The following is a 21847-nucleotide window of genomic DNA, read 5'->3' as shown; positions in this document are numbered from 1 at the left end:
GCGTGCTGGGACGAACCACGCTGTCGGCGGTCGAGCGCAAGGACCGGCGGTTCGCGATCTTCGCGGCCACCCCGGCGGGGCTGACCATCGCCGCCCTGTTCCTCTACCCGCTGGTCTACGCGTTCGTCCTCAGCCTCTACGAGCTCAACGACAAGCGACCCGAGGCGACGCGCGTCGTCGGGTTGGCGAACTACGTCCGCCTGCTCGGCGACGACGCGTTCCTCGCGTCACTCGCACGGACCGGGGTGTTCTGCCTCTTCACGGTGTTCGGCGGCGTGGCCTTCGCCGTCGGCATGGGGGTGCTCCTCAACCAGCGCTTCCGTGGCCGTGCCGTCGCCCGGGTCCTGCTCCTCGTGCCGTGGGCGGTCCCGCCGGTGGTCAACGGCATCATGTGGAAGCTCATCTTCGACGGCACCTACGGCGTCGCGAACAGCATCCTCATGACCCTCGGCATCGTCGACCGGCCGGTGCAGTGGCTCGCGGTACCGGACCTCACCCTCGGCGTCCTCATCTTCGCCGAGGTGTGGAAGCTCACCCCCTTCCTCGCGCTCATGACGATCGCGTCGCTGCAGTCGATCCCGGCGAACATCTACCGGGCGGCGAGCATCGACGGGGCGGGGTCGTGGCAGCGGTTCTGGCGGATGACCCTGCCGAACCTGCGCGGCACCATCATGTTCCTGCTCATCGTGCAGTCGATGTGGAGCATCAAGGTGTTCGACAGCATCTACGTCCTGACGGGCGGCTCCGGTGGGCCGGCGGGCGCCACGACGACGGTGAACTTCCTCGCCTACCTCACGACCTTCAGCTACCTCGACCGCGGCTACGGCGCGTCCATGTCGATCGCGATCATGGTCATCGTCATCCTCGTGGCGGCGTTCTGGGTCCTGCTGCTCGGCCGACGTGACAAGGAGACCCGCCGATGAACGACACTGCCGGACCCCGTCGCCGCGTCGACGTGGGCCGCGTCGCGCACCGTGTCGCCGTGGCCCTGCTCGTCGTGTACCTCGTCGTCCCGTTCCTGTGGATGGTCGTGTACAGCGTCTACCCGTCGGAGAACCTCCGTTCCTCGCCGATGAGCTTCGCCCCCACGGACCTGACCCTCGCCAAGTACGGCGAGCTGTTCGGGGACTCGGGGTTCGTGCGCTCGATGACCAACTCCGTCGTGGTCGGCGTGGCCACGACCGTCATCTGCATGCTGCTCGGCAGCCTCGCGGCGTACTCGATCTCGCGATTCCGCTTCCGGGGCAGCCAGACGCTGCTCCTGGCGATGATGACCGTGCAGGCCATCCCGGCGATCGTGCTCGCGGTGCCGCTGTTCGTGCTCATGCGCGACTTCGGGCTCTACGACAGCCTCACGGGGCTCGTGCTCACGTACGCGGCCTTCATCCTGCCGCTCGTCATCTGGATGATGGTGAGCTTCTTCGACTCCATCCCGGTCAACCTCGAGCGGGCCGCACGGATCGACGGCTGCAGCCACCTCGGGGTCCTGCGGCGCGTCGTCATCCCGCTGTCCGGGCCGGGGTTCGCGGCCACCGCGATCTTCGCCTTCATCACCGCGTGGAGCGACTTCTTCCTGGCCAAGATCCTCACCGGACCGAACGCCGAGACCCTCCCGGTGCGCACCGCCGCGTTCCAGGGTCTCTTCGCCACCGACTACACCGCGGCCGCGACGGCCGGGGTGATCACCGCCCTCCCCGTGCTGGCGCTGGCCCTCGTGGCCCAGCGCTGGATCGTCCAGGGGATCACCGAAGGAGCCGTCAAGGGATGACCTCGGCAGACATCACGTTCGACAACGTCAGCAAGCGGTACGGCGCCAAGGACACCGAGCCGGCCGTCAAAGCGCTCTCCTACACGATCGAGGGCGGACACTTCGTGTCCTTGCTCGGTCCGTCGGGGTGCGGGAAGTCGACGACCCTCAACATGATCGCCGGCCTCGAGGGGGTCACCGAGGGGTCGATCAGCATCGGCGGTCGTCCGGTCCAGGACGTCGAGCCGCACAAGCGGGACCTCGCGTTCGTCTTCCAGGACTACGCGCTCTACCCGCACCTCGACGTGTACGACAACATCGCCTTCGGCCTGCGGATGCGCAAGATGGACCGCGCCGAGCTCGATCAGCGGGTCCGCGACGCCGCCGAGCGTCTCGAGATCACCTCGCAGCTCGGCAAGAGGCCCCGGGCGCTCTCGGGTGGGCAGCGCCAGCGCGTCGCCCTGGCCCGCGCCATCGCCCGACGCCCGGCGGTGCTGCTCTTCGACGAGCCGCTGTCGAACCTCGACGCGCTGCTGCGCGACCGGACCCGTGAGGAGCTGAAGGTCCTCCACGCCGAGGTCGGGGCGACGACGGTCTACGTCACGCACGACCAGGAGGAGGCGATGTCCCTCTCGGACGAGATCGCCGTCATGAGCAAGGGACGGCTCGAGCAGTTCGGTACCCCGGGAGAGATCTACGAGCGGCCGGCCACCGAGTTCGTCGCCTCGTTCGTCGGCAAGCCGCAGATGAACCTCCAGACCGTGACGACGACCGGCGGGGGCCTGCGGATCGCCGACGGCTGGGAGATCACCCACCCGCACACCCTGGGAGAAGGACGTACCGTCCGCCTCGGGCTGCGCCCCAGCGAGTGCTCCGTGCGGCGGGCGAGCGACGGCGGTGGGCTCGGGCGGGTCCGGGTGACCGAGCCTCTCGGGAGCCACACCGACATCGCCCTGGACACGGCGGTCGGTGCGTTCCGGGTGCGAGTACCTGGCTTCACGGACCTCCGCGCAGGTGACCCCGTCGACGTCACGGTCGACGGGGCCACCCGGCACCTGTTCGACGCGGAGACGGGAGCGCGTCTGCCCGACCCCGTCGCCGTGGGCGTCTGAGGGCCGTCAGGCGGGGTCGGCCTCGAGCGCCGCGAGCTCCTCGGCGGTCAGCTCGAGGTCGGCCGCACGCACCGAGTCCTCGATCGACGCCGGACGCGAGGACCCGGGGATCGGCAGGACGACGTCGGACAGGGCCAGCTCCCACGCGAGGGCGACCTGCTGCGGGCTCACGCCGCGCTCCTGTGCGATCGTGCCGAACGCCGAGTGGTTGCCGCCGAGGTCGGCCGCGCTCTTGATGCCGCCGAGCGGGCTCCACGGCAGGAAGGCGATCCCGAGCTCCGCGCACCGGTCGAGCTCGGCGCGCGAGGACCGGAACGCCGGGGAGAACTGGTTCTGCACCGACACGAGCCGGCCGCCGAGGACCTCGTTCGCCTCGTCGATCTGCGCCACGGAGGCGTTCGAGATGCCGGCCCGCTGGATGACGCCGTCGTCGAGCAGCTGCACGAGCGCCCCGATCGACTCGGCGTAGGGGACCTCCGGGTCCGGCCGGTGGAACTGGTAGAGACCGATGGACTCGACCCCGAGACGACGCGCCGAGGCGCGAGCCGCCTCCTGGAGGTACTCGGGACGGCCGTTCTGGGTCCACGAGCCGTCGCCGGGGCGCAGGTGCCCGCCCTTCGTCGCGACGACGACCGCGGAGGTGTCCCCGCCGTAGGTCGCGAGGGCCTTGGCGATGAGGGACTCGTTGTGGCCGACCTCGCCGGCGTCCCGGTGGTACGCGTCGGCGGTGTCGACGAGCGTCACGCCCGCGTCGAGGGCGGCGTGGATCGTGGAGACCGAGCGCGCCTCGTCGGGGCGGCCCTCGATGGACATCGGCATCCCGCCGAGACCGACGGCACCGACCTGGACGTCTCCGAGCGCACGCTGCTTCATGTCATCACTCCTGCTGATGGGCGAAGGACACCGCTCCGGGGCCCGGAGGGCGTCGTCCTGCTACCTCCGTGCCAAGGTCCCCGACCGGTGTGATGTTCCCGGCGCCGGTGCAGCCGTCGAGGGTTCCGGGCAGGTCAGGCGGCGACCGACGCGCGCACGGTCCCGCGGGGGACCGACCAGTGACCGCCCGCGCGCAGGTGACCGGCGACGAGCCGCTCGAGGGAGGTGCGGGGGTGGACGGTCTCGACGTCGAGCACCTCCGCGACGGTGCGCCGGAAGACGAACCGGCAGGCGTCCTCGTCCCCCTCCGGCGACGGCGCGGCGGGCGCGACGTCGAAGCGGGCGCGGAGACGGCGGATGTTCGACGTCGGGGCGAGCCCGTCGAGCACCGGGTCGAAGAGCCACGTCGTGCAGTGCAGGGGGACCGGCCCGACGACGCGTCGGACCTCGGCGAGGGCCTCGTCGACCGCGTCCGGGGTGAGCGGGCCGCCTTCCGGGACGTGGAGCGCGGCCCCGTCCGCGGCCGGCACCCGCTGCACCTGGAGCCGGCCGGCGGCGACGACGTCGCCGCGGAGGATCTCGACGAGCCACCACAGGGGCGCGTCCGCGCCGTACGTCGCGACCTTGCGTCCGACGTCGGCGAGCGTCGCCGCGGTCCGCCCCTCCGACAGCCCGAGCGAGCGGTGCCGTCGCACGGCGTCGTCCTCGAGCGCCCGCAGGGTCGCGACGAGGGCGGGCAGGTCGGGGTGCGGCAGGTCGGCGGCCTCGCCCGGTGGCCGGTCCGCCCCGAGGGCGTCGCGCACCCGCTCGAGGAGGCCCGCGTCCGGCGGGGCGGACGACGGTGGCAGGCCGAGGAGCGAGGTCATCCGTGGAGCAGCCGCAGCAGGCGCGTGACCTCGGCGGCGAGGGCGTCCCGGCCCGGGCCGACGTACTTCCTGGGGTCGACGACCGCGTCGTCGGTCAGGGCGTCGCGGACGGCGGCGGTGAAGAGCGCGTTGAGGTGGGTCGAGATGTTGACCTTCGTCATCCCGGCGGCGACGGCCGCGGCGAGACCGGCGTCGTCGAGCCCCGACGAGCCGTGGAGCACGAGCGGGACCGGCACGGTCGCGGCGAGTCGCGCGATGAGGTCGTGGTCGACGGCCGCCGTCCGCGTCGTCATCGCGTGCGAGGTGCCGACGGCGACCGCGAGCGAGTCGACGCCCGTGGCGGCGACGAAGGCCGCCGCCTCGTCGGGGTCGGTCCGCGCCCCGGGGGCGTGGACGCCGTCCTTGCCGCCGACCTCGCCGAGCTCGGCCTCGACCCGGACGCCGTGGGCGTGGCAGTGCTCGACGACGGCACGGGTCGTCGCGACGTTCTCGTCGTAGGGCAGGGCGGACCCGTCGTACATGACGCTGTCGACCCCGAGGGCCACGGCGCGCTGGACGAGGTCGACGTCCTCGGCGTGGTCGAGGTGGACGAGGACCGGGACCGTCGCGGCCCTGGCGAGGGCGATGCTCGCGACGCCGACCGGCTCGAAGGCGCCGTGGTAGCGCGCGGTGTTCTGGCTCACCTGGAGCACGACCGGCAGGCCGGCGTCCTCGGCACCGGACACGATGCCCTCGGCGTGCTCGAGGAGGACGACGTTGAAGGCGCCGAGGCCGCGGCCGGCGGACCGGGACTCGCCGACGAGGTCGGGCCGGGCCTGCTGCCGGGGGGTGGACGGGGTCACGGGCTCTCCTCGCGGGGACGGGTGGGCGGTGGTGGGGCGAGACGGGCGTCGAGCCCGTCGAGGACGGCCGGGTCGGCGTCGCCCGCGACCGCCGACAGCACGGCGGCAGCCGCCACGACGGCTGCCCGGCGAAGGGCGGGCGCCAGGCTGGCGGCGGAGACGGCGTCAGCGCCGAGAGCCTCGAGCAGCCCCGCGGTCGCGGCGTCGCCCGCGCCGGTCGGGTTGCCCGAGACCCCGGGGACGGCGGCTTGCTCGGCCTCGGCACCGGTCGCGGTCCGGGCGAGGAGTCCGTCCGCCCCTCGCGAGACGACGACCGCACCCGCCCCGCAGGCGAGGAGGTCGTCGACGGCGAGCCGGACGTCGTCCGCGCCGGTGGCGGAGCGGGCCTCGTCGGCGTTGGGGGTCAGGAGGTCGGCGCGGGCCTCGGCGGCGGCGAGGAGGGGTGCCCCGGAGGTGTCGACGAGCACCCGGGCTCCGGCGCCGTGCGACGCCGCGACGAGCCGGGCCACGAGGTCGACCGGGGTTTCCGGTGGCAGGGACCCCGACACGACCACCCAGCCGCCGGGGACGGCGAGCCGGTCCACCTCGCCGACGACCCGGTCCCAGACCTCGGCCGGCTGCGGGTCACCCGGCTCGGCGAAGAGCGTCGGGTGGGTCGCACGGTCGTCCACGGCGACCGTCGTGCGGGTGCCGACGGGGCTCGGGACGCAGACGGCGTCGACGTCCGCGCCGAGCGACTCGGCGAACCAGGCCCCCGCGGCGCCGCCGACGGGCTGGACCGCGACCGCGGGGACGCCGAGCGCGGTGAGGACGCGGGTGACGTTGACCCCCTTGCCGCCCGGGCGCCGGACGACGTCGCGGACCCGGACGGTCTCCCCGAGGCGCTGCTCGTCGACCCGGTACGTGACGTCGACGGCCGGGTTGGGGGTCACGACGACGACCCGGGACGGCGTGGTCACCGGAGGGCTCCGTCCCCGCCGTCGGGCGAGGTCCTCGCATCGGCCCGGCGCGCGAGGACGGCGGCACCGCGGGCCGCGGCGAGGTCGCCGTGGCTCGCGGTGACGAGACGCGGGACGCGCAGGCCCGGCACGAGTGCGGCGAGCGCGTCCCCCAGCGGGTCGAGGAGCAGGCGACCGGACCGGGAGAGCCCGCCCCCGAGGACGACCACGGTCGGGGCGACCGACACGACGAGCGCGGCGGTCGCGACGGCGAGGGCCTCGACCGCGTCGTCCCACAGCGCGCGGGCGTCGGGGTCGCCCGCCTCGACCCGGCGGGCGACGCTCAGGGCGTCCGGCTCGCCGGCTCGCCGCGCGAGGGCCGCGGCCGACCCGACCTCCTCGACCCGGTGCCCGGCGCAGCGGCCGCCGGGCAGGACGAGCTGGCCGACCTCGCCCGCCCAGCCCTCGGAGACGACCGGCCGGCCGTCGACGAGCGTCGCCGCGGCGATGCCCGTCCCGACCGGGAGGAAGACGACCGGGCCCTCGACGCCGGCCGCCGCGCCGTCGGCGGCCTCCGCGAGGGCGCCCGCGCGGACGTCGTGCCCGAAGGCCACCGGCCCGCGCAGCCGGTCGGTGAGGTGGCGCAGCAGCGGGGCGTCGCGGAAGCCGAGGTTCGCCGACCAGCGCGCGACCCCCGCCTCGTCGTCGACGATGCCGGGCACGACGACCCCCACCGGCTCGCGCGGGTCCCGTCCGTCGAGCAGCCGGGCCACCGTCGCCGTGACGAGCGTGCCGTCGGGGTCCGGTCCCGTCGTCGGCGCGCGGCGCTCGTCGAGCACGGCGCCCGCGGCGTCGAGCCGGAGGGCCTTGGTCGTCGTCCCGCCGACGTCGACCCCCCACACGGGGACGGAGGTGTCCATCACGTGAGGATGACGGACCGGGTGAGGGATCGGGGGTTGTCGGGGTCGAGCCCGCGCGCCACGGCGAGCGCGACGGCGAAGCGCTGGGCGACGACGAGGCCCGCCATCGGGTCGAGGTCGTGGTGCACGAACGTCGCGCCGGTGGCGGCGACCTCCTCGTCGAGGCCCTCGGGGACCTCGCCGAGGCTCCAGACGAGGCGGCCCGGCTGGGCGATGGCGACGGGTCCGTGGCGGTAGTCCATCGCCGGGTAGGACTCGGCCCAGAACTGCGCGGCCTCACGGGTCTTCAGGGCGGCCTCGGCCGCGAGGCCGACGGTCCAGCCCTGGCCGAGGAAGGTGCACTGGTCGGTCCCGGCGTCCGGGAGCGGGGTCGTGAGCGCGGTGCGGGCGTCGGCGACGGCCCGGTCGAGGTCCTCACCGGTGTGCGCCCGCAGGAGCGCGAGGGCGCTCGTCGCGAACCGGGTCTGGACGACGGACCGCTCGTCGGCGAAGGACAGGTCGACGACCGCCCCGGCGACCGCGGCCGCCGGGGCGTCGGGCACCGCGGTGAGCAGGGTCGTCGGCCGGCCGTGGAGACGCTCGAGCAGCGTCACGATCTCGGTCGTCGTGCCGGACCGCGAGATCGCGACGACGCGGTCGTAGTCCCGGGTCGTGGGGAACTCGCTGCCGGCGAAGGCGTCCGTGAGGCCGTGGTCCGCCTGCTCGCGCAGGACCGCGTAGGCCATCGCGACGAACCAGCTCGTGCCGCACCCGACGACGGCGACCCGCTCCCCGGGGGCGGGCAGGTGGTCGGCGACGGTCGGCGCGAGCGCGAGGGCCGCCGCCCAGGTCTCGGGCTGCGAGGCGATCTCGTCCTCGACGTGGAAGCGGGGCATGGGGCGGTCTCCAGTGGTGGGGTGCGCACCACGACGGTGCTGCACGAGAATGATCGAACGATCTTCATTCGATCAGAAACGATCAGCGCGTGCAACACTGTCCGCACCGACCGGACAGGAGACCGGATGACCCCCCAACAGCGGCTCGCCGCCCTCCTCGACCTCGTGAGCGAGCGCGGCACGGTGACGGTGGCGGACGTGGAGCGCGCGCTCGGCGTCTCGGGCGCCACGGTGCGCCGGGATCTCACGACGCTCGCCGAGCAGGGCCTCGTCACCCGCACCCACGGCGGGGCGACGGCGCGCGGCTCGGGGTACGAGCTGCCACTGCAGTACAAGGCGGCTCGGCAGGCGTCGGCCAAGGTCGCCATCGCCGACGCCGTCGCCTGTCTCGTCCGCCCGGGGGACGCCGTCGGCCTCAACGGGGGGACGACGACGACCGAGGTCGCCCGGCGGCTCGGCCGCGACGACGCCCTGCGCCCGGCCGACGGGGCGCCCGGGGTCACCGTCGTGACGAACGCCCTCAACATCGCCTACGAGCTGTCGGTGCGGGAGCACGTGAAGATCGTCGTCACCGGAGGCGTGCCGCGCCGGCAGTCCTACGAGCTCGTCGGCCCGATGGTCACGGCCTCGCTGCAGGACGTCGCCCTCGACCTCGCGGTCCTCGGCGTCGACGGGCTGAGCGGTCGCTTCGGGGCGACGACGGTGCACGAGGGCGAGGCCCAGGCCAGCCGCGACCTCGCGGCGGTGGCCCGCAGGGTCGTCGTGGCGGCCGACGCGACGAAGATCGGGCGTGGCACGTTCGCGCGGATCCTGCCGCTGTCGGCCGTCGACGTGCTCGTCACGGACCGTCCGGTCGACGACGAGACGGCCCACGCGCTGGAGGCCGCCGAGGTCGAGACGGTGGTGGCCCCGGCCCCCTGACGCCGGTGCTCAGGCGGCGTGCGCGGCGAGGAAGACCCGGACCGCCTCCCGGCAGTGGGCTTCGAGGCCGTCTGCCCCCTCGTCCGGGCCGCCGCGGAGCATCGCCTCCTCGAGGGGGGCCGCCATGACGAGCCAGTTCCACGTCGCGGCGGACCGGTCGGGGTCCGGGACGTGCAGCCACCCCCGGTCGGCGAAGTCCCGCAGGTGCTGCGCGACCCACGCCATCGACGCCGCCGGGCCGTGGGTCCACAGCGCCTCGCCGAGCCCGGGGAAGTGCATCGCCTCCCCGACGACGAGCCGTCGCAGCCGGACGATCCGCGGCGCGAGGACCGCCTCGAGGAGGGCCCGGGCGTGCTCGAGGAGGAACGCCTCGACCCCGCCCACCGCGTCGGGCGGCTCCGGCTCGGTCCGTTCGCCGGCGTCCTCGGTCATCGACGTGACGAGGGCGACGAACAGTGCCTCCTTCGAGCCGAAGTGCGCGTAGGCCGTCTGCTTCGACACCCCGGAGATCGACGCCACCTCGTCCATCGTCGCCGCGCGGTAGCCGTCGCGGAGGAACACCTGCTCGGCGGCAGCGAGCACGGCGGCGCGCTTGCGCGCGGAGCTGGGGCGGAGTGCGGCCGGCACGGGACGTCCTTCCTCTTGCGACTCTGGACGACTCAGTCTAGTGTCACTTTCTGTACTCACTAGTCCAATATCAGGGAGTGACGATGACCACCTTCGTGACGAGCAGCCGCGGCGACCGCGTCGCCCTCGACGACCTCGGGTCCGGTCCGGCCGTCGTGTTCGTCGCCGGAGCCGGCCCGTCGAGGGCGGACGACGAGATGACCGCGTCGACCGCCCGCCTCCTCGCCGACGGCGGCTGCCGCGCGCTCGTCCCGGACCGCCTCGGGCGGAACGAGTCGGTGGCCCACGGGGTGCTGGACCTCGCCCGGGAGGTCGCGGCGCTCCGTGCGGTCGTCGACCACGTCGGGGAACCCGTCGTCCTCGTCGGGCACTCCTCCGGGTGCTCGCTGGCGCTCCGGGCGGTGGCCGACGGGGTGCGAGCGGAGGGGCTCGTGCTCTGGGAGGCGCCGCTCGCGGGCCCAGCGGCGGACACGGCGGCGTGGGCCGCCGACGTGGAGCGGCACCTCGACGCCGGCGACCTCGAGGCGGCGACGGAGCAGTACATGCGGGACATGCCGCCCGAGTGGCTGGACGGCATGAGGTCCTCGCCGGCCTGGCCCCGGCTCGCCGCGGCCACACGGACGCAGCGGGCGGACGCTCAGGCGTTGGCGTGGGCGACGGCGGCGCTGGAGGACCGGTCCCTCGGGTCGACCGTCGACCTCCCGGTGCTCACGTGCTTCGGGTCGGAGACCTTCCCGGAGATGCCGGCGGCCGCGGCTCGTCTCGCCGAGGTCCTGCCCCGGGCGACGGTGGCAGAGCTGCCCGGCGCCGGCCACGCCTGGGACCCCGAGGCGATGGCGCCGGTGCTCGCCCGGTTCCTCCGGGAGGTCTCCGTCCCCGGTGCCCAGTCCGACTGACCCGGCCGTCGGGTCAGCCGTCGACCTGGCTGTTCGCCCACCGCTCGCCGGGGTCGCCGCCCCAGGCGTCCCACGCGACGCGGCCGGGGCTCGGGAAGCCGTCGGTCCCGTGCTTGAAGCCGTCGGCGTCCTTGTCGACGGAGTGTCGCGCGAAGTAGGCGTGCATCTTCTTCACGACCTGCTCGCTCACGTCGTCGCCGTCGGCGAGCTGGTGCGCCCGCCTCCGTCCGGTGTCGGTGAAGTTCTTGCCGGCCTTGCCGTCCTCGATCCAGCGGACCGCGCGGGCGGCGGCCTCCTGGACGTCCTTCGGCGGGACGGGGCTCACGACTTCTTCCTCAGGGCCGACTCCTTGTGGGCGGCGACCGACCCCGTCTTCTCGGACTCCACGAGGTAGTACGGGTCGTCGTCCTCGGGCTTGAAGGTCTGCCCGTCGTGCTGGAACTCCTTCACCCGCTTCTCCTTGACCGTGCCGTGCGTCGTGCCCTGCGAGGTCTTCCAGCTGACCTCGTCGCCCTTGCTGTACGCCATCGTCGATGCTCCTTCGTCGGTCGGACGCCCTCGACGCTAGCCGCTGCGCGCCGCCCGGGACCGGCTGTGACCTGCAGGTTCGACAAACCCGACGCACGGTGGGAGGAGGCGCGCGGGTGGACGGTCCGAGGCTTTACCCAGTCCTTACCCGCAGGTCACGCTGCAGCCCTGTTCCCTGTCTGACGACGGTGTTAGGTTCGCCGCGCACCACTGCGGGTCGAGGCACCGAGGACAGGTCGGCGGCCCCCCGCGATACCTCTGGAGGATGCATGCACCGGACGCCGCTGCGTCGGCTCGTGGGAAGGGTCGCCGTCGGCGCCCTCGCCCTGGCCACCCCCGTCGCCCTGACGCCCACCCCCGCGTCGGCCGACCCCGCCACCGACCTCGTCGTCTCGGAGTACGTCGAGGGCTCGAGCTTCAACAAGGCGCTCGAGATCTACAACGGCACCGGGGCGGACATCGACCTCTCCGGCGGTGGCTACCGTCTCGAGCTCTACAGCAACGGCTCGTCGGGCGTCACCTCGTCGCTGGCGTTGACCGGCACGGTGGCCGCGGGCGACGTCTTCGTCGCTGCCCACCCCAGCGCCGACCCGGCGATCCTCGCCCAGGCCGACGTGACGAACGGCGGGGTCGTCAACTTCAACGGCGACGACGCGGTGGTCCTGCGCAAGGGCGGGGCGACGGGGTCGGTCGTCGACTCCTTCGGCCAGGTCGGCGTCGACCCCGGCACCCGGTGGGGCACCGGTGACGTGACGACGCAGGACAGCACGCTGCGCCGGATGGCGAGCGTGTGCGCCGGCGACACGACCCCGGACGACGCGTTCGACCCCGCCCTCGAGTGGGACGCCTTCCCGAACAACACGTTCGACGGGCTGGGGTCGCACACCGCGGACTGCGACGGCGAGCCGGCCCCCGACGAGTCCCCGATCGTCGTGTCCAGCACCCCCGAGGACGGCGGCACGGCAACCCCGTCGCAGTCGTACTCGGTGACCTTCAGCGAGCCGGTCGCGCTCGCCGACGGCGCCGTCTCGCTCGTCTGCACCCAGGACGGGGCCGTCGACGTCACCGTCTCCGGTGGCGCCGAGACCTTCACCGTCGACCCCGCGTCCGCCCCGGCCACCGGTCAGGACTGCACGCTCACCGTCGCCGCGGACGGGGTCGCCGACCTCGACGCGAACGACCCGCCGGACACGATGGAGGCCGACCACGTCGTCACCTTCGGCGTGGCCGACGCCTGCTCGGTCGCGGTCACCCCGACGTACGAGATCCAGGGCTACGGCGCGAGCGCCGCGGTCACCGGTCCGGTCACGACGCGCGGCGTCGTCGTCGCCGACTACGAGGGCCCGTCGCCGGCCCTGCGCGGCTTCTACATCCAGGACCCGGAGGGTGACGGCGACCCCGCCACCTCCGACGCGCTCTTCGTCTTCAACGGCAGCAACGACTCCGTCTCGGTCGGCGACCTCGTCGTCGTCACGGGCACGGCCGGTGACTTCCAGGACCAGACCCAGGTCTCGGGCGTCACGAGCATCGAGCTCTGCGGCACCGGCTCGGTCGAGCCGACCGAGGTGACCCTGCCCTTCTCCTCGCCCGACGAGCCGGAGCGGTACGAGGGCATGTCGGTGACCTTCCCGCAGGACCTGTCGGTCACCGAGCACTTCCAGCTCGGCCGGTTCGGCCAGGTGACGGTGTCCTCGGGCGGCCGCCTCCAGCAGCCGACGAACGTCGTCGCCCCCGGCGAGGAGGCTCTCGCCCTCCAGGCGCAGAACGACCTCAACCGCCTCGTCATCGACGACACGCTGCAGAACCAGAACCCCGAGCCGATCATCTGGGGCCGGGGCGGGCAGCCGCTCAGTGCCGAGAACACCCTGCGTGGTGGCGACACCGTCACCGACGCGACCGGTGTCATGACGTACGGCTGGGGTGGCAACGGGGCGAGCCCCAACACGTGGCGCCTTCGCCCTCTCGAGCAGACCGGGGAGGGCATCACCTTCGAGGCGGCCAACCCCCGCCCCGAGGGCGCCCCGGAGGTCGGCGGTGACGTCACCGCCGTCGGGATGAACCTGCTCAACTACTTCGACACCTTCACCGGCTGTACGGGAGGCGTGAGCGGCCCGCCGCTCGACTGCCGCGGCGCCGGCGACCAGACCGAGCTCGACCGCCAGACCGTGAAGACCGTCGCCGCTATCGTCGAGATGGACGCCGACGTCGTCGGGGTCAACGAGGTCGAGAACGACGGCTACGGCGCCGACAGCGCCCTGCAGTACCTCGTCGACGCCGTGAACGCCGAGATGGGAGCCGGCACCTACGAGGTGCTCGACGTCGACGCGCTGACCGGGCAGGTCGACGCCCTCGGGGCCGACGCCATCAAGGTCGGGGCCATCTACCGGCCCGGCACCGTCACGCCGGTCGGTGAGACCGCGGTGCTCAACACCGACGAGTTCATCACCGGCGGCGATGCGTCCCCGAAGAACCGCGCCTCGCTGCTCCAGGCGTGGGAGGTCGATGCGACCGGTGGTGTCTTCTCGACGAACGTCAACCACCTGAAGTCCAAGGGCTCGGCGTGCGAGACGCCGGACCTCGGTGACGGCCAGGGCAACTGCGCGGTCGTGCGGACGAACGCGGTGCGGGACCTGCTCGACTGGTTCGGCACCGACCCGACGGGCACCGGCGACCTCGACGTCCTCATGGTCGGCGACTACAACTCCTACGCGATGGAGACACCGATCACGACGCTCGAGGAGGGTGGCTTCACCAACCTCGTCCGGGAGTACCTCGGTGAGGACGCCTACTCCTACGTCTTCGACGGACAGTGGGGCTACCTCGACCACGCGCTCTCCTCGGAGACGCTGCTCGGGCAGGTCACCGGGGTCGCGGACTACCACGTCAACGCGGACGAGCCGTCGGTGCTCGACTACAACACCGACTTCAAGTCCGCGGGCCAGATCGACACCCTCTTCGCGCCGGACGAGTTCCGGGTCTCCGACCACGACCCCGTCATGGTCGGTCTCGCGCCGAACGCGACCCTGGAGACGGACGGCATCACCGGCCCGCTCGCCAAGGCCGGGCGCTCGGTGAAGCAGAACTCGACGGTCCCGGTGAAGGCCTCCTTCACCCTGGCCGACGGCTCGGTGCCCGAGGGCCTGCAGCCCGAGGTCGTCGTCACCCTCGACGGGGACGTCGTCGCGGAGGGCGAGATGCGCCTCGAGGACGGCGAGTGGGTCTACCTCCTCCGCACGCGGGGCCTCCCCGAGCGGGGCGCCACCTACGAGGTCACCGTCGTCGTGCCGTGGAACGGTCAGACGCTGACGAGCGGCTTCGTCCTGCGCTGACCGGCGAGCCACGACGAGGGCCCCACGGCATCCTGCCGTGGGGCCCTCGTCGTGGCGGTGGCTCAGCGGGTGCGGCGTCCGCCCGCGCGCTCGGAGAAGGCCGCGGCACCGCCGGGGCGGGACGTCGGCGACGCGGCGCCACCCCTACGCGAGCCGCGGCGGCGACCGTTCCCGCGCCGACCGCCCCCGTCACCGGAGGCCGCGGCGGCGGGGACGCCCGTCGAGCGTGTCCCACCGGACCGTCGACCGCCCGCAGAGCCACCGTCGGACCGGCCACCGCCGGACCGGCCGCCGCCGGATCGGCCGCCGCCGGCGCGACCACCGGATCGGCCGCCGCCGGAACGGCCACCGGACCGGCCGCCGTCGGACCGGCCGCCGCCACCGGAACCGCCACGCGAGCCGCCCGGCCCGGACGGGACCAGCCCGCCCTCGAACGAGCGGTCCCCGGGAGCGAGCTCGAGGAGGACGGGGTGGGTCTCGTGCGCGCGGGTGACGGTGGGGCGGATCCCGGCCTTGCGGGTGAGGTCGCGCACGTCACGGACCTGGTCGTCGGTCATGAGCGTGACGACGGTGCCGGAGGCGCCGGCCCGGGCGGTGCGCCCGGAGCGGTGCAGGTACGCCTTGTGCTCGACCGGCGGGTCCGCGTGGACGACGAGGGCGACGTCGTCGACGTGGATGCCCCGCGCCGCGATGTCGGTCGCGACGAGGGTCCCCGCGGCACCGCTGTGGAAGGCCTCCATCGTGCGGGTCCGCTGGCCCTGGCTGAGGTTGCCGTGCAGCTCGACCGCGGCGACCCCGGCGGCGTTGAGCTGCCGGGCGATCCGCTTGGCGCGGTGCTTGGTCCGGGTGAACACGACCGTGCGTCCCGGCGCGGCGGCGAGGTCGGTGAGGACGGCGAGGTGGGCGGTCGGCGCGACGTGCAGCACGTGGTGGGCCATCGCGGACACCGGCGAGCGGTCCGAGTCGGCCTCGTGCTTCACCGGGTCGTGCAGGTACCGCTTCGCGAGCACGCCGATCCCGGAGTCGAGGGTCGCGGAGAACAGCATCCGCTGGCCCCCCGGCGGGGTGGCGTCCAGGAGGCGCTTGACCTGGGGGAGGAACCCGAGGTCCGACATGTGGTCGGCCTCGTCGATGACGGTGACCTCCACGCGGGACAGGTCGGCGTGGCCCTGGCCGATGAGGTCCTCGAGCCGGCCGGGGCAGGCGACGAGGAGGTCGATCCCGCGCCGTAGCGCGGACACCTGGGGGCCCTGGCCGACGCCGCCGAACACCGTCGTCGTCCGCAGCCCGAGAGCGGCCGCCAGGGGTGCGGCCACCTCGTCGATCTGCGCCGCGAGCTCGCGGGTGGGGGCGAGGACGAGGGCGCGGGGGCGCCTCGGGGCGCGGCCTCCCTTGTCGGCGGCGACCCGGGAGAGCAGCGGCAGCACGAACGCGAGCGTCTTGCCCGAGCCGGTGCGTCCCCGGCCGAGGACGTCCCGGCCGGCGAGAGAGTCGGGCAGGGTGGCCTGCTGGATGGGGGTGGGCGTCGAGATCCCCGCGGAGGCGAGGACGTCGACGAGGACGGGGGGCACGCCGAGCGTGCCGAAGGTGTCGTCGGACACGGAGGGTTCTCCAAGGCGGTCTGGCTCGACGCGGGTGCGGTCACCGGCGTCGGCGTCGGATGTTCTGCCGGGCGGGCTTCGGGGCCGCGGCGCCGTGACGTGCTCGTCACATCGGCATCGACATCAAAGGATCGGGTCCGGGGCAGAACTGGACGGCCCGATGGGTCAAGACTACGGCACCCCCGGGGCCCGACCCGACACCGCGGGGGACGTGCCGCCCGGTGTGGCCGCGGGTCAGCCGCGCAGCGCCGGCAGGACGGCGCCCGCGACGACCCACGTCGCCCCGGCGCACACGACGACGAAGCTGAGCAGCCAGACGGTCCGAGGCAGCGGGGTGAGCCGGGCGAGCACGGCCGCGTCGCTCTGCCCGTCCCGGCTGCCGGCCACGGCGCCGAGGTGGCGCCAGGCCCCGACGAGGAGCACGAGGCCGGTGCCGACGAGCACCTGTGCCTGGAGCAGGTCGCCCGCGGACCACCACAGGGTGGCCGTCGCGGCGCCGACGGCGAGGACGACGGCGGCGGTGAGCACCGAGCGGGCCCGCACGAGGGAGAGCACGAGGACGAGGAGCACGACGGCGAGCACGGCGGGACCCCAGCCCGCGACGGCCAGCACGACGAGCAGCGCACCGACGACGGCGGGAGCGGGGTAGCCGGCCCACGTCGTGGCGACCCGGCCGAACCCCCGCGCCGGGCCGACCGTCACGGCGTGGCCCGACATGTCCCCGCGCAGCACGAACCCGGTGAAGCGCCGCCCGGAGAGCACGCCCACGCCCGCGTGCCCCAGCTCGTGGACCAGGGTGACCGCGAGCCGCAGCACCGACCAGAGCGGACGGACCCCGACGACGACGAGGGCGGCGCCGAGCACGACGAGGAGCGGGGTGCCGCTCAGGGTCACCTCGCCCACGGGCTGCACCCGGTCCCACGCCTGGTCGAGCCGGTCCACGGGCGCGACGCTACTGGCGCGACCTGTGCCCGGACCCCACCGCCCCGGCCGACCCCGGTAGCGTCACCCGTCGTGAGCGCCCCACCCACCGACCTGCTGCCACCCGGAGGGCTCGTCGACGTCCACTGCCACGGTGCCGTCGGGGACGCCTTCGGGACGAGCGCGGACGGCAGCCGCCGCGCGGCCTCCCACCACGCCGCCGACGGTGTCGGGACACTCGTCGCGAGCCTGGTCTCCGCCCGTCCGGACGACCTCGTGGCCCAGGTCGGGGTCCTCGCGCCCCTCGTCGCGGAGGGCGTCCTCGCCGGCATCCACCTCGAGGGACCATTCCTGTCCGTCGAGCGCCGTGGGGCGCACGACCCGGATGCCCTCCGCGCACCCGACCCGGCCCTCGTCGAGCGGCTCGTCGAGGCCGCCGCGGCCGGCGGAGCGCCCCGGGCGCTGCGCCACCTCACGTTCGCCCCCGAGCTGCCGGGGGCGGACGCCCTCGTGCGGACCCTCGTCGCACACGGCATCCGCCCGTCCGTCGGCCACACCGACGCCGACGCGGAGACGACGGCGCGGACCCTCGCGGCGGTGGCCGACCTGCAGGGCACCCCGGCCCTCGTGACGCACCTCTTCAACGGGATGCCCCCGATGCACCACCGCGCGGGCGGCCCGGTGGCGGCGGCGCTCGCCGCCGCGGCGCGCGGTGAGGCGGTCGTCGAGCTCATCGCCGACGGCGTGCACGTCGCCCCGGAGGTGGTCCGGATGGTCTTCGACGTCGTCGGACCCGACCACGTGGCGCTCGTCTCCGACGCGATGACGGCGACCGGACTCGGTGACGGTGACTACGAGCTCGGGGGGCTGGCCGTCACCGTGTCCGAGGGGACGGCCCGCCTCGTCGACGGCGGGTCGATCGCGGGGAGCACGACGACGCTGCCCGGCGCCGTCCGCTGGGCCGTCGAGGTCGCCGGCATCGACAGGGCGGACGCCCTACGGGCCGCGACCCTCACCCCCGCCCGCGCCGTCGGGCTCGGCTGACTCCTGGCCCTCGGCCGCCGCGCCTACAGTGGCGGGGTGAGTCCGTTGCCGCTGTTCCCGCTCGGCACCGTCCTGCTGCCCGGGGGCAGGCTGCCGCTGCAGCTGTTCGAGCCGCGCTACCTGCGGCTCGCGCAGGACCTCGCCGAGCTGCCCGAGGGCGAGCGGCGGTTCGGGGTCCTCCTCATCCGTCAGGGGCACGAGGTCGGCGACGGACGTGCCGCCGACCTCCAGGGCATCGGGTGCGAGGCCGTCGTCGACGCGATGGCGCTCGCGGAGGGACCCTCCGGGACGGTGGTGCACCTCGTCGGACGCGGTGCGCGGCGGTTCCGTCTCGACCGGGTCGACGACGCCGCGGGCACCCCGTACGTCACCGGAGACGTCACCTGGCTCGAGGACGAGCCCGTTCCCGAGGACGCGCCCCTCGAGGCCCTCGCGGCGCGGGTGCGCCTGGCGCACGAGCAGTACCTCGACACCGTCGGCGCGACGGCCGAGCCGCTCGAGGCGCTCGCGAAGGACGTGCCGTACCGCGTGGCGGAACGGATGGTCCTCGACGTCGCCGACCGCCAGCGGGTCCTCGACGGCCCCGACCCCGCGACGCGCCTGCGGACGGTGCTGTCGCTGCTGCGCCGGGAGACCGCGATCGTGGGCGAGTTCGGGGCGCTGCCGTCGGTGCCGGAGCCCGAGGGGCCGTCGCTCAACTGACGGCGCGGGGCCCCGCGTCGCCTCGCGGGTACGTTGCGGGGATGGAGCTGGCACACCTGCAGCGGGTCATCGAGGACACCTACGGCGAGCGGGACCGAGCCCGAGGGGTGCCGAGCACCGTCGCGTGGCTGGCCGAGGAGGTCGGTGAGCTCGCGCAGGCGGTGCGCAAGGGCACCCACGAGCAGCGCGAGCACGAGTTCGGCGACGTCGTGGCCTGGGTCGCCTCGCTCGCGAACCAGATGGGCGTCGACCTCGACGCCGCGGTCGCCCGCTACGCCCAGGGGTGTCCGCGGTGCGGCTGCGCCCCGTGCGCCTGCCCCTGACGTCCGCCCTGAGCGACGGGGCGGTCAGCCGGTCGGGAGCCGCTGGCCGAGCCAGCGCGTCGCCGTGGCCCAGGCGTCGCGGCTCGCGTCCGGGTCGTGGTTGACGAAGTCCGGGTTGTCGAAGGCGTGGTCGGCGCCGGGGTAGGTCACGACGTCGGCCGGGGCGGGACCGGAGGTCACGCTGTCCCGGATGCGGGCGACGACGTCCATGGGGATGTAGGAGTCCGCCTCACCGAAGACGTGGAGCGAGGGGGTGGACACCGACGGGACCGCCTGCACGAGGTCGGGCAGGGCCGAGCCGTAGAACGAGACGAGGGCGTCGGCCGGGCGCTCGGCGACGGCCGCGTACCCCAGGCCCCCACCGAAGCAGAACCCGACGACCGCGACGCCGCCCGTGACGTCGTCGCGGGCGGCCAGCGCGTCCAGGGCCGTGCGCGCATCGGCGACGGCGAGGTCCCAGTCCAGCCGGCCGGCGGCGGCGAGTCCCTCGTCGAGCATCGAGGGGCCGTCGGCCACCTCGCCGACGCCGATCCGCCAGTAGATCTCGGGGGCGAGGACGGCGTATCCGAGGTCGGCGAGGTCCTGGGCCCGGCGTCGGACGTAGGGGCTGACACCGAAGATCTCCTGGAGCAGGAGCACGCCCGGACCGGTGCCCGAGGCGGGGGTCCACAGGTGCGTCGGCATGGGTCCGTCAGGGGTCGCGACCTCGATCACGGTGCTCATCCGGCCAGTATCGCGCACCCTGCCGCGCAGGGTCCGAACGTCACGCGCTGAGCGCCCGGGATCCGCTGTGTCGCAACCGATCAGCGGCGACGCCCGGGAGGCGAGCCCGGCGACGGCGACGGACCGACGTCAACGTTGTCATTTCCGGCGTAGACACCTGTGATTGAAATGGCAATGACCGACCGTCCGGTCGACACGGCTCTCCGGGCGGCGAATTGCGCTATTCCTCAGTCGGCGAATAGTTGCGCGAACGAATTCGGAGAAATGCTTGAGGGAATGCAATCCGGCGTGGTCTAGTGAAACGAAGTTCCAGGTGAGAGAACCGATGGGAGCCGTGGTGGACGACCGTGTGGTGCTGAGGGGGCCCGTGAGGGTCGTGCTCGGCGCTGCCGTCCTCGGGCTCACCTGGTTCCTCCTCACCGTCGCCTTCGCGAGCTCCGCATCGGCCGACGAGGGTCTCCTCGGGAGCGCGGGGAAGGTCCTCGAGAACGCCGACACCGTCGTCGAGAAGGCCGTGACCGAGCCGGTCGACGAGGTCGTCGAGTCGACGACCGCGGCCGTGGCCTCGACCGCGCGGACGACGACCGACGACGTGGCCGCGACGGTCACGAAGACCACCGAGACCGTGAAGGCGGCGACGCCCGCCGCGCCGGTCGTCGAGCCGGTGGTCGACTCGGCGTCCACCGCGGTCGATGCCACCGTCCGGTCGACGACGACGAAGACCGCTGACACCGTCGAGACCACGACCACCACCGTCCAGCGCACCGGCAAGAGCGCGACGACCGCCGTCCGGAGCACCACCTCGACGGCGACCGAGTCGGCCCGGACGGTGACCCGCGTCGCGGACCGCGCCGTCACGTCGGTCACCGACGTGGCCGACGAGGCACTCGGCGGGGCGGTGACCGGCACCCTCGACCCCGTCACGGACGTCGCCGACGGGGCCGTGGGTGATGTCACGGAGGTCGTCGAGACCGTCGTCGGCGGCGTGGACCCTGTGACCGACGTCGTCGACGGTGTGGCCGGCGGCGCCCCGGGCGCCGCCCACGACGTCGTCGACGAGCCGGTGGGCGACGTGCTCGACCCGGTCGGGGCGCCGACCTCGGGCCGTGACGTCGTCGACCCGGCTCCGGGCGTCCTTCGTGACCTCGATCCCTCGGCCCGTCCGGTGCTCGGTGCAGCGCCCGGGGTCCTCCGTGCGGAGGCCGCGAGCCTCCGCCTCGCCGAGCATGCTCGGTCCGTCGTGCAGCCGGCCACCGTGGTCGCTGCCGCCGCCGCGACCTCGGCGGTCGTCGCCGCGGCTGTCGCCGACGGCGTTCGTCCTCAGCTTCCCGGGGCCCCCGCTCCCCTGCAGCCGCTGTCGCTCCTCGGAGTCGCCGCGGCCGCGGGGGCCCTGGGTTCCTCGTCCGGCGCGAACCGCGGGAAGGGGGGCGCCGGACCGGGTCCGGACGTCGCGGCCCTCCCCGTCGTCTGGCCGGCGCTCCCCGAGGCGCTCAGCGACCTCGTGCGGGAGCTGACGGTGCGCCCTGCACCGTCCCCTGCCCTCATCCCCGGCACCAGCCCTGGTTGAACGGCCCCTGCGCACCGTCGAGGTGCGTGGGCGCCCACCCGCGGTCGTCGCGGGACACATTCAGTCAGGAAAGGACGTCGAATCATGCGTGCATGCATTCGCAGAGGGCTCGGAACCGCAGCCCTCGTGATCGGAAGCGGAGTGTTCTTCTCCGCATCGGCGTGGGCCGACGAGTCCATGTCGGGAACGGACAGCCTCCTCGGAGGGAATGTCGTCGAAGCCGTCGTGGAGGCGCCGGTGACGGCCGGTGGGAACGCCGTGTCCGTGGTCGGTGACTCGAAGAGCTCGGACTCGCAGGCTGCTGCGTCGACGGGTTCCGGCTCGGGGTCGTCCGGTGGTGACGCCACCTCGGGTGAGGACAGCGTGGCCGGCGGGAACGATGCCGACGCGGTCGTCCAGGCGCCGGTGACGGCCGGTGGGAACGCCGTGTCCGTGGTCGGTGACTCGAAGAGCTCGGACTCGCAGGCTGCTGCGTCGACGGGTTCCGGCTCG

At 74.1% G+C, this 21847-nt stretch carries 23 protein-coding genes; 11 read left to right on the top strand and 12 right to left on the bottom strand.

Annotated features, from left to right (window positions below; translation table 11 throughout):
- Window positions 1-2: 2 nt before the first annotated feature.
- The 3 genes from KC207_RS04125 to KC207_RS04115 are packed head-to-tail and all read left to right on the top strand — an operon-like array spanning window position 3 to window position 2859.
- The gene (locus KC207_RS04125) at window positions 3-923 is read left to right on the top strand and encodes a carbohydrate ABC transporter permease (protein WP_211601646.1); all 921 of its coding nucleotides are present in this window, start codon (window positions 3-5) and stop codon (window positions 921-923) included.
- Window positions 920-1768 carry a carbohydrate ABC transporter permease gene (locus KC207_RS04120; RefSeq protein ID WP_211601645.1) on the top strand — a complete coding sequence of 283 codons (849 nt, stop codon included), beginning with the start codon at window positions 920-922 and terminating at the stop codon, window positions 1766-1768. Before KC207_RS04125 ends, KC207_RS04120 begins: the two co-directional genes overlap by 4 nt.
- Window positions 1765-2859 (top strand): ABC transporter ATP-binding protein, encoded by a 1095-nt coding sequence (locus KC207_RS04115; protein WP_211601644.1) that lies wholly within the window; start codon window positions 1765-1767, stop codon window positions 2857-2859. Before KC207_RS04120 ends, KC207_RS04115 begins: the two co-directional genes overlap by 4 nt.
- Before the next feature lie 6 nt (window positions 2860-2865).
- On the opposite strand, the gene KC207_RS04110 is transcribed toward KC207_RS04115, so the two are convergent.
- The 6 genes from KC207_RS04110 to KC207_RS04085 form a co-directional block, all read right to left on the bottom strand.
- Entirely contained in the window at window positions 2866-3732 is an 867-nt protein-coding gene (locus KC207_RS04110) for an aldo/keto reductase (protein WP_211601643.1), read from the bottom strand.
- 134 nt (window positions 3733-3866) lie between these two features.
- Window positions 3867-4598: a hypothetical protein gene (locus tag KC207_RS04105; protein WP_211601642.1), complete on the bottom strand. Its 732-nt coding sequence runs from the start codon at window positions 4596-4598 to the stop codon at window positions 3867-3869.
- Window positions 4595-5440: a class II fructose-bisphosphate aldolase gene (locus KC207_RS04100; protein WP_211601641.1), complete on the bottom strand. Its 846-nt coding sequence runs from the start codon at window positions 5438-5440 to the stop codon at window positions 4595-4597. The genes KC207_RS04105 and KC207_RS04100 overlap by 4 nt, the downstream gene beginning before the upstream one ends.
- The gene (locus tag KC207_RS04095) at window positions 5437-6399 is read right to left on the bottom strand and encodes a 1-phosphofructokinase family hexose kinase (RefSeq protein ID WP_211601640.1); all 963 of its coding nucleotides are present in this window, start codon (window positions 6397-6399) and stop codon (window positions 5437-5439) included. Before KC207_RS04095 ends, KC207_RS04100 begins: the two co-directional genes overlap by 4 nt.
- Window positions 6396-7298: an ROK family protein gene (locus KC207_RS04090; RefSeq protein WP_211601639.1), complete on the bottom strand. Its 903-nt coding sequence runs from the start codon at window positions 7296-7298 to the stop codon at window positions 6396-6398. The genes KC207_RS04095 and KC207_RS04090 overlap by 4 nt, the downstream gene beginning before the upstream one ends.
- Complete coding sequence (locus KC207_RS04085; RefSeq protein ID WP_211601638.1) at window positions 7298-8173, bottom strand: SIS domain-containing protein; 876 nt, start codon at window positions 8171-8173, stop codon at window positions 7298-7300. The genes KC207_RS04090 and KC207_RS04085 overlap by 1 nt, the downstream gene beginning before the upstream one ends.
- 21 nt (window positions 8174-8194) lie before the next feature.
- Between KC207_RS04085 and KC207_RS04080 the strand changes: the two genes are divergently transcribed.
- The gene (locus KC207_RS04080; protein WP_249138551.1) at window positions 8195-9094 is read left to right on the top strand and encodes a DeoR/GlpR family DNA-binding transcription regulator; all 900 of its coding nucleotides are present in this window, start codon (window positions 8195-8197) and stop codon (window positions 9092-9094) included.
- 9 nt (window positions 9095-9103) lie between these two features.
- Here KC207_RS04080 and KC207_RS04075 read toward each other — a convergent pair whose 3' ends face one another.
- Window positions 9104-9721, bottom strand: a complete 618-nt coding sequence (locus tag KC207_RS04075) for a TetR/AcrR family transcriptional regulator (protein WP_249138550.1) — start codon at window positions 9719-9721, stop codon at window positions 9104-9106.
- 83 nt (window positions 9722-9804) lie between these two features.
- On the opposite strand from KC207_RS04075, the gene KC207_RS04070 reads away from it, so the two are divergent.
- Complete coding sequence (locus tag KC207_RS04070) at window positions 9805-10617, top strand: alpha/beta fold hydrolase (RefSeq protein ID WP_211601637.1); 813 nt, start codon at window positions 9805-9807, stop codon at window positions 10615-10617.
- Between the two features lie 13 nt (window positions 10618-10630).
- On the opposite strand, the gene KC207_RS04065 is transcribed toward KC207_RS04070, so the two are convergent.
- Entirely contained in the window at window positions 10631-10942 is a 312-nt protein-coding gene (locus KC207_RS04065) for a hypothetical protein (protein WP_211601636.1), read from the bottom strand.
- A complete protein-coding gene (locus tag KC207_RS04060) occupies window positions 10939-11145 on the bottom strand; it encodes a hypervirulence associated TUDOR domain-containing protein (RefSeq protein ID WP_211601635.1) in 207 nt (68 codons plus the stop codon). Before KC207_RS04060 ends, KC207_RS04065 begins: the two co-directional genes overlap by 4 nt.
- A 269-nt stretch (window positions 11146-11414) precedes the next feature.
- On the opposite strand from KC207_RS04060, the gene KC207_RS04055 reads away from it, so the two are divergent.
- On the top strand, window positions 11415-14474 hold the full coding sequence (locus KC207_RS04055; RefSeq protein WP_249138549.1) for an ExeM/NucH family extracellular endonuclease: 3060 nt from the start codon (window positions 11415-11417) through the stop codon (window positions 14472-14474).
- 62 nt (window positions 14475-14536) lie between these two features.
- Here KC207_RS04055 and KC207_RS04050 read toward each other — a convergent pair whose 3' ends face one another.
- Both KC207_RS04050 and KC207_RS04045 read right to left on the bottom strand, forming a co-directional pair.
- Window positions 14537-16075, bottom strand: coding sequence for a DEAD/DEAH box helicase (locus KC207_RS04050; RefSeq protein ID WP_211601634.1), 1539 nt, complete (start codon window positions 16073-16075; stop codon window positions 14537-14539).
- Between the two features lie 234 nt (window positions 16076-16309).
- Window positions 16310-17017: a M50 family metallopeptidase gene (locus KC207_RS04045; RefSeq protein ID WP_211601633.1), complete on the bottom strand. Its 708-nt coding sequence runs from the start codon at window positions 17015-17017 to the stop codon at window positions 16310-16312.
- Between the two features lie 72 nt (window positions 17018-17089).
- Here KC207_RS04045 and KC207_RS04040 point away from each other — a divergent pair, with 72 nt between their 5' ends.
- The 3 genes from KC207_RS04040 to KC207_RS04030 are packed head-to-tail and all read left to right on the top strand — an operon-like array spanning window position 17090 to window position 19065.
- Window positions 17090-18040: an N-acetylglucosamine-6-phosphate deacetylase gene (locus KC207_RS04040; protein WP_249138548.1), complete on the top strand. Its 951-nt coding sequence runs from the start codon at window positions 17090-17092 to the stop codon at window positions 18038-18040.
- 36 nt (window positions 18041-18076) lie between these two features.
- Window positions 18077-18742, top strand: coding sequence for an LON peptidase substrate-binding domain-containing protein (locus tag KC207_RS04035; protein ID WP_211601632.1), 666 nt, complete (start codon window positions 18077-18079; stop codon window positions 18740-18742).
- 41 nt (window positions 18743-18783) lie between these two features.
- The gene (locus tag KC207_RS04030) at window positions 18784-19065 is read left to right on the top strand and encodes a MazG nucleotide pyrophosphohydrolase domain-containing protein (protein ID WP_211601631.1); all 282 of its coding nucleotides are present in this window, start codon (window positions 18784-18786) and stop codon (window positions 19063-19065) included.
- A 24-nt stretch (window positions 19066-19089) separates the two neighbouring features.
- Here the strand turns inward: KC207_RS04030 and KC207_RS04025 are convergent, their stop codons facing one another.
- Window positions 19090-19788, bottom strand: a complete 699-nt coding sequence (locus KC207_RS04025; protein ID WP_211601630.1) for a dienelactone hydrolase family protein — start codon at window positions 19786-19788, stop codon at window positions 19090-19092.
- A gap of 367 nt (window positions 19789-20155) precedes the next feature.
- On the opposite strand from KC207_RS04025, the gene KC207_RS04020 reads away from it, so the two are divergent.
- Together KC207_RS04020 and KC207_RS04015 are read left to right on the top strand one after the other, a co-directional pair.
- Complete coding sequence (locus tag KC207_RS04020; protein ID WP_211601629.1) at window positions 20156-21355, top strand: hypothetical protein; 1200 nt, start codon at window positions 20156-20158, stop codon at window positions 21353-21355.
- An 84-nt stretch (window positions 21356-21439) separates the two neighbouring features.
- Window positions 21440-21847, top strand: a 408-nt coding sequence (locus KC207_RS04015) for a chaplin family protein (protein WP_249138547.1), incomplete at its 3' end; no start/stop codon positions are given.

Source organism: Phycicoccus avicenniae (assembly GCF_018139485.1).
Lineage (GTDB): Bacteria > Actinomycetota > Actinomycetes > Actinomycetales > Dermatophilaceae > Phycicoccus > Phycicoccus avicenniae.
The sequence above is the reverse complement of the archived record's forward strand: the minus strand, read 5'-3'. Positions and strand labels throughout refer to the sequence as shown.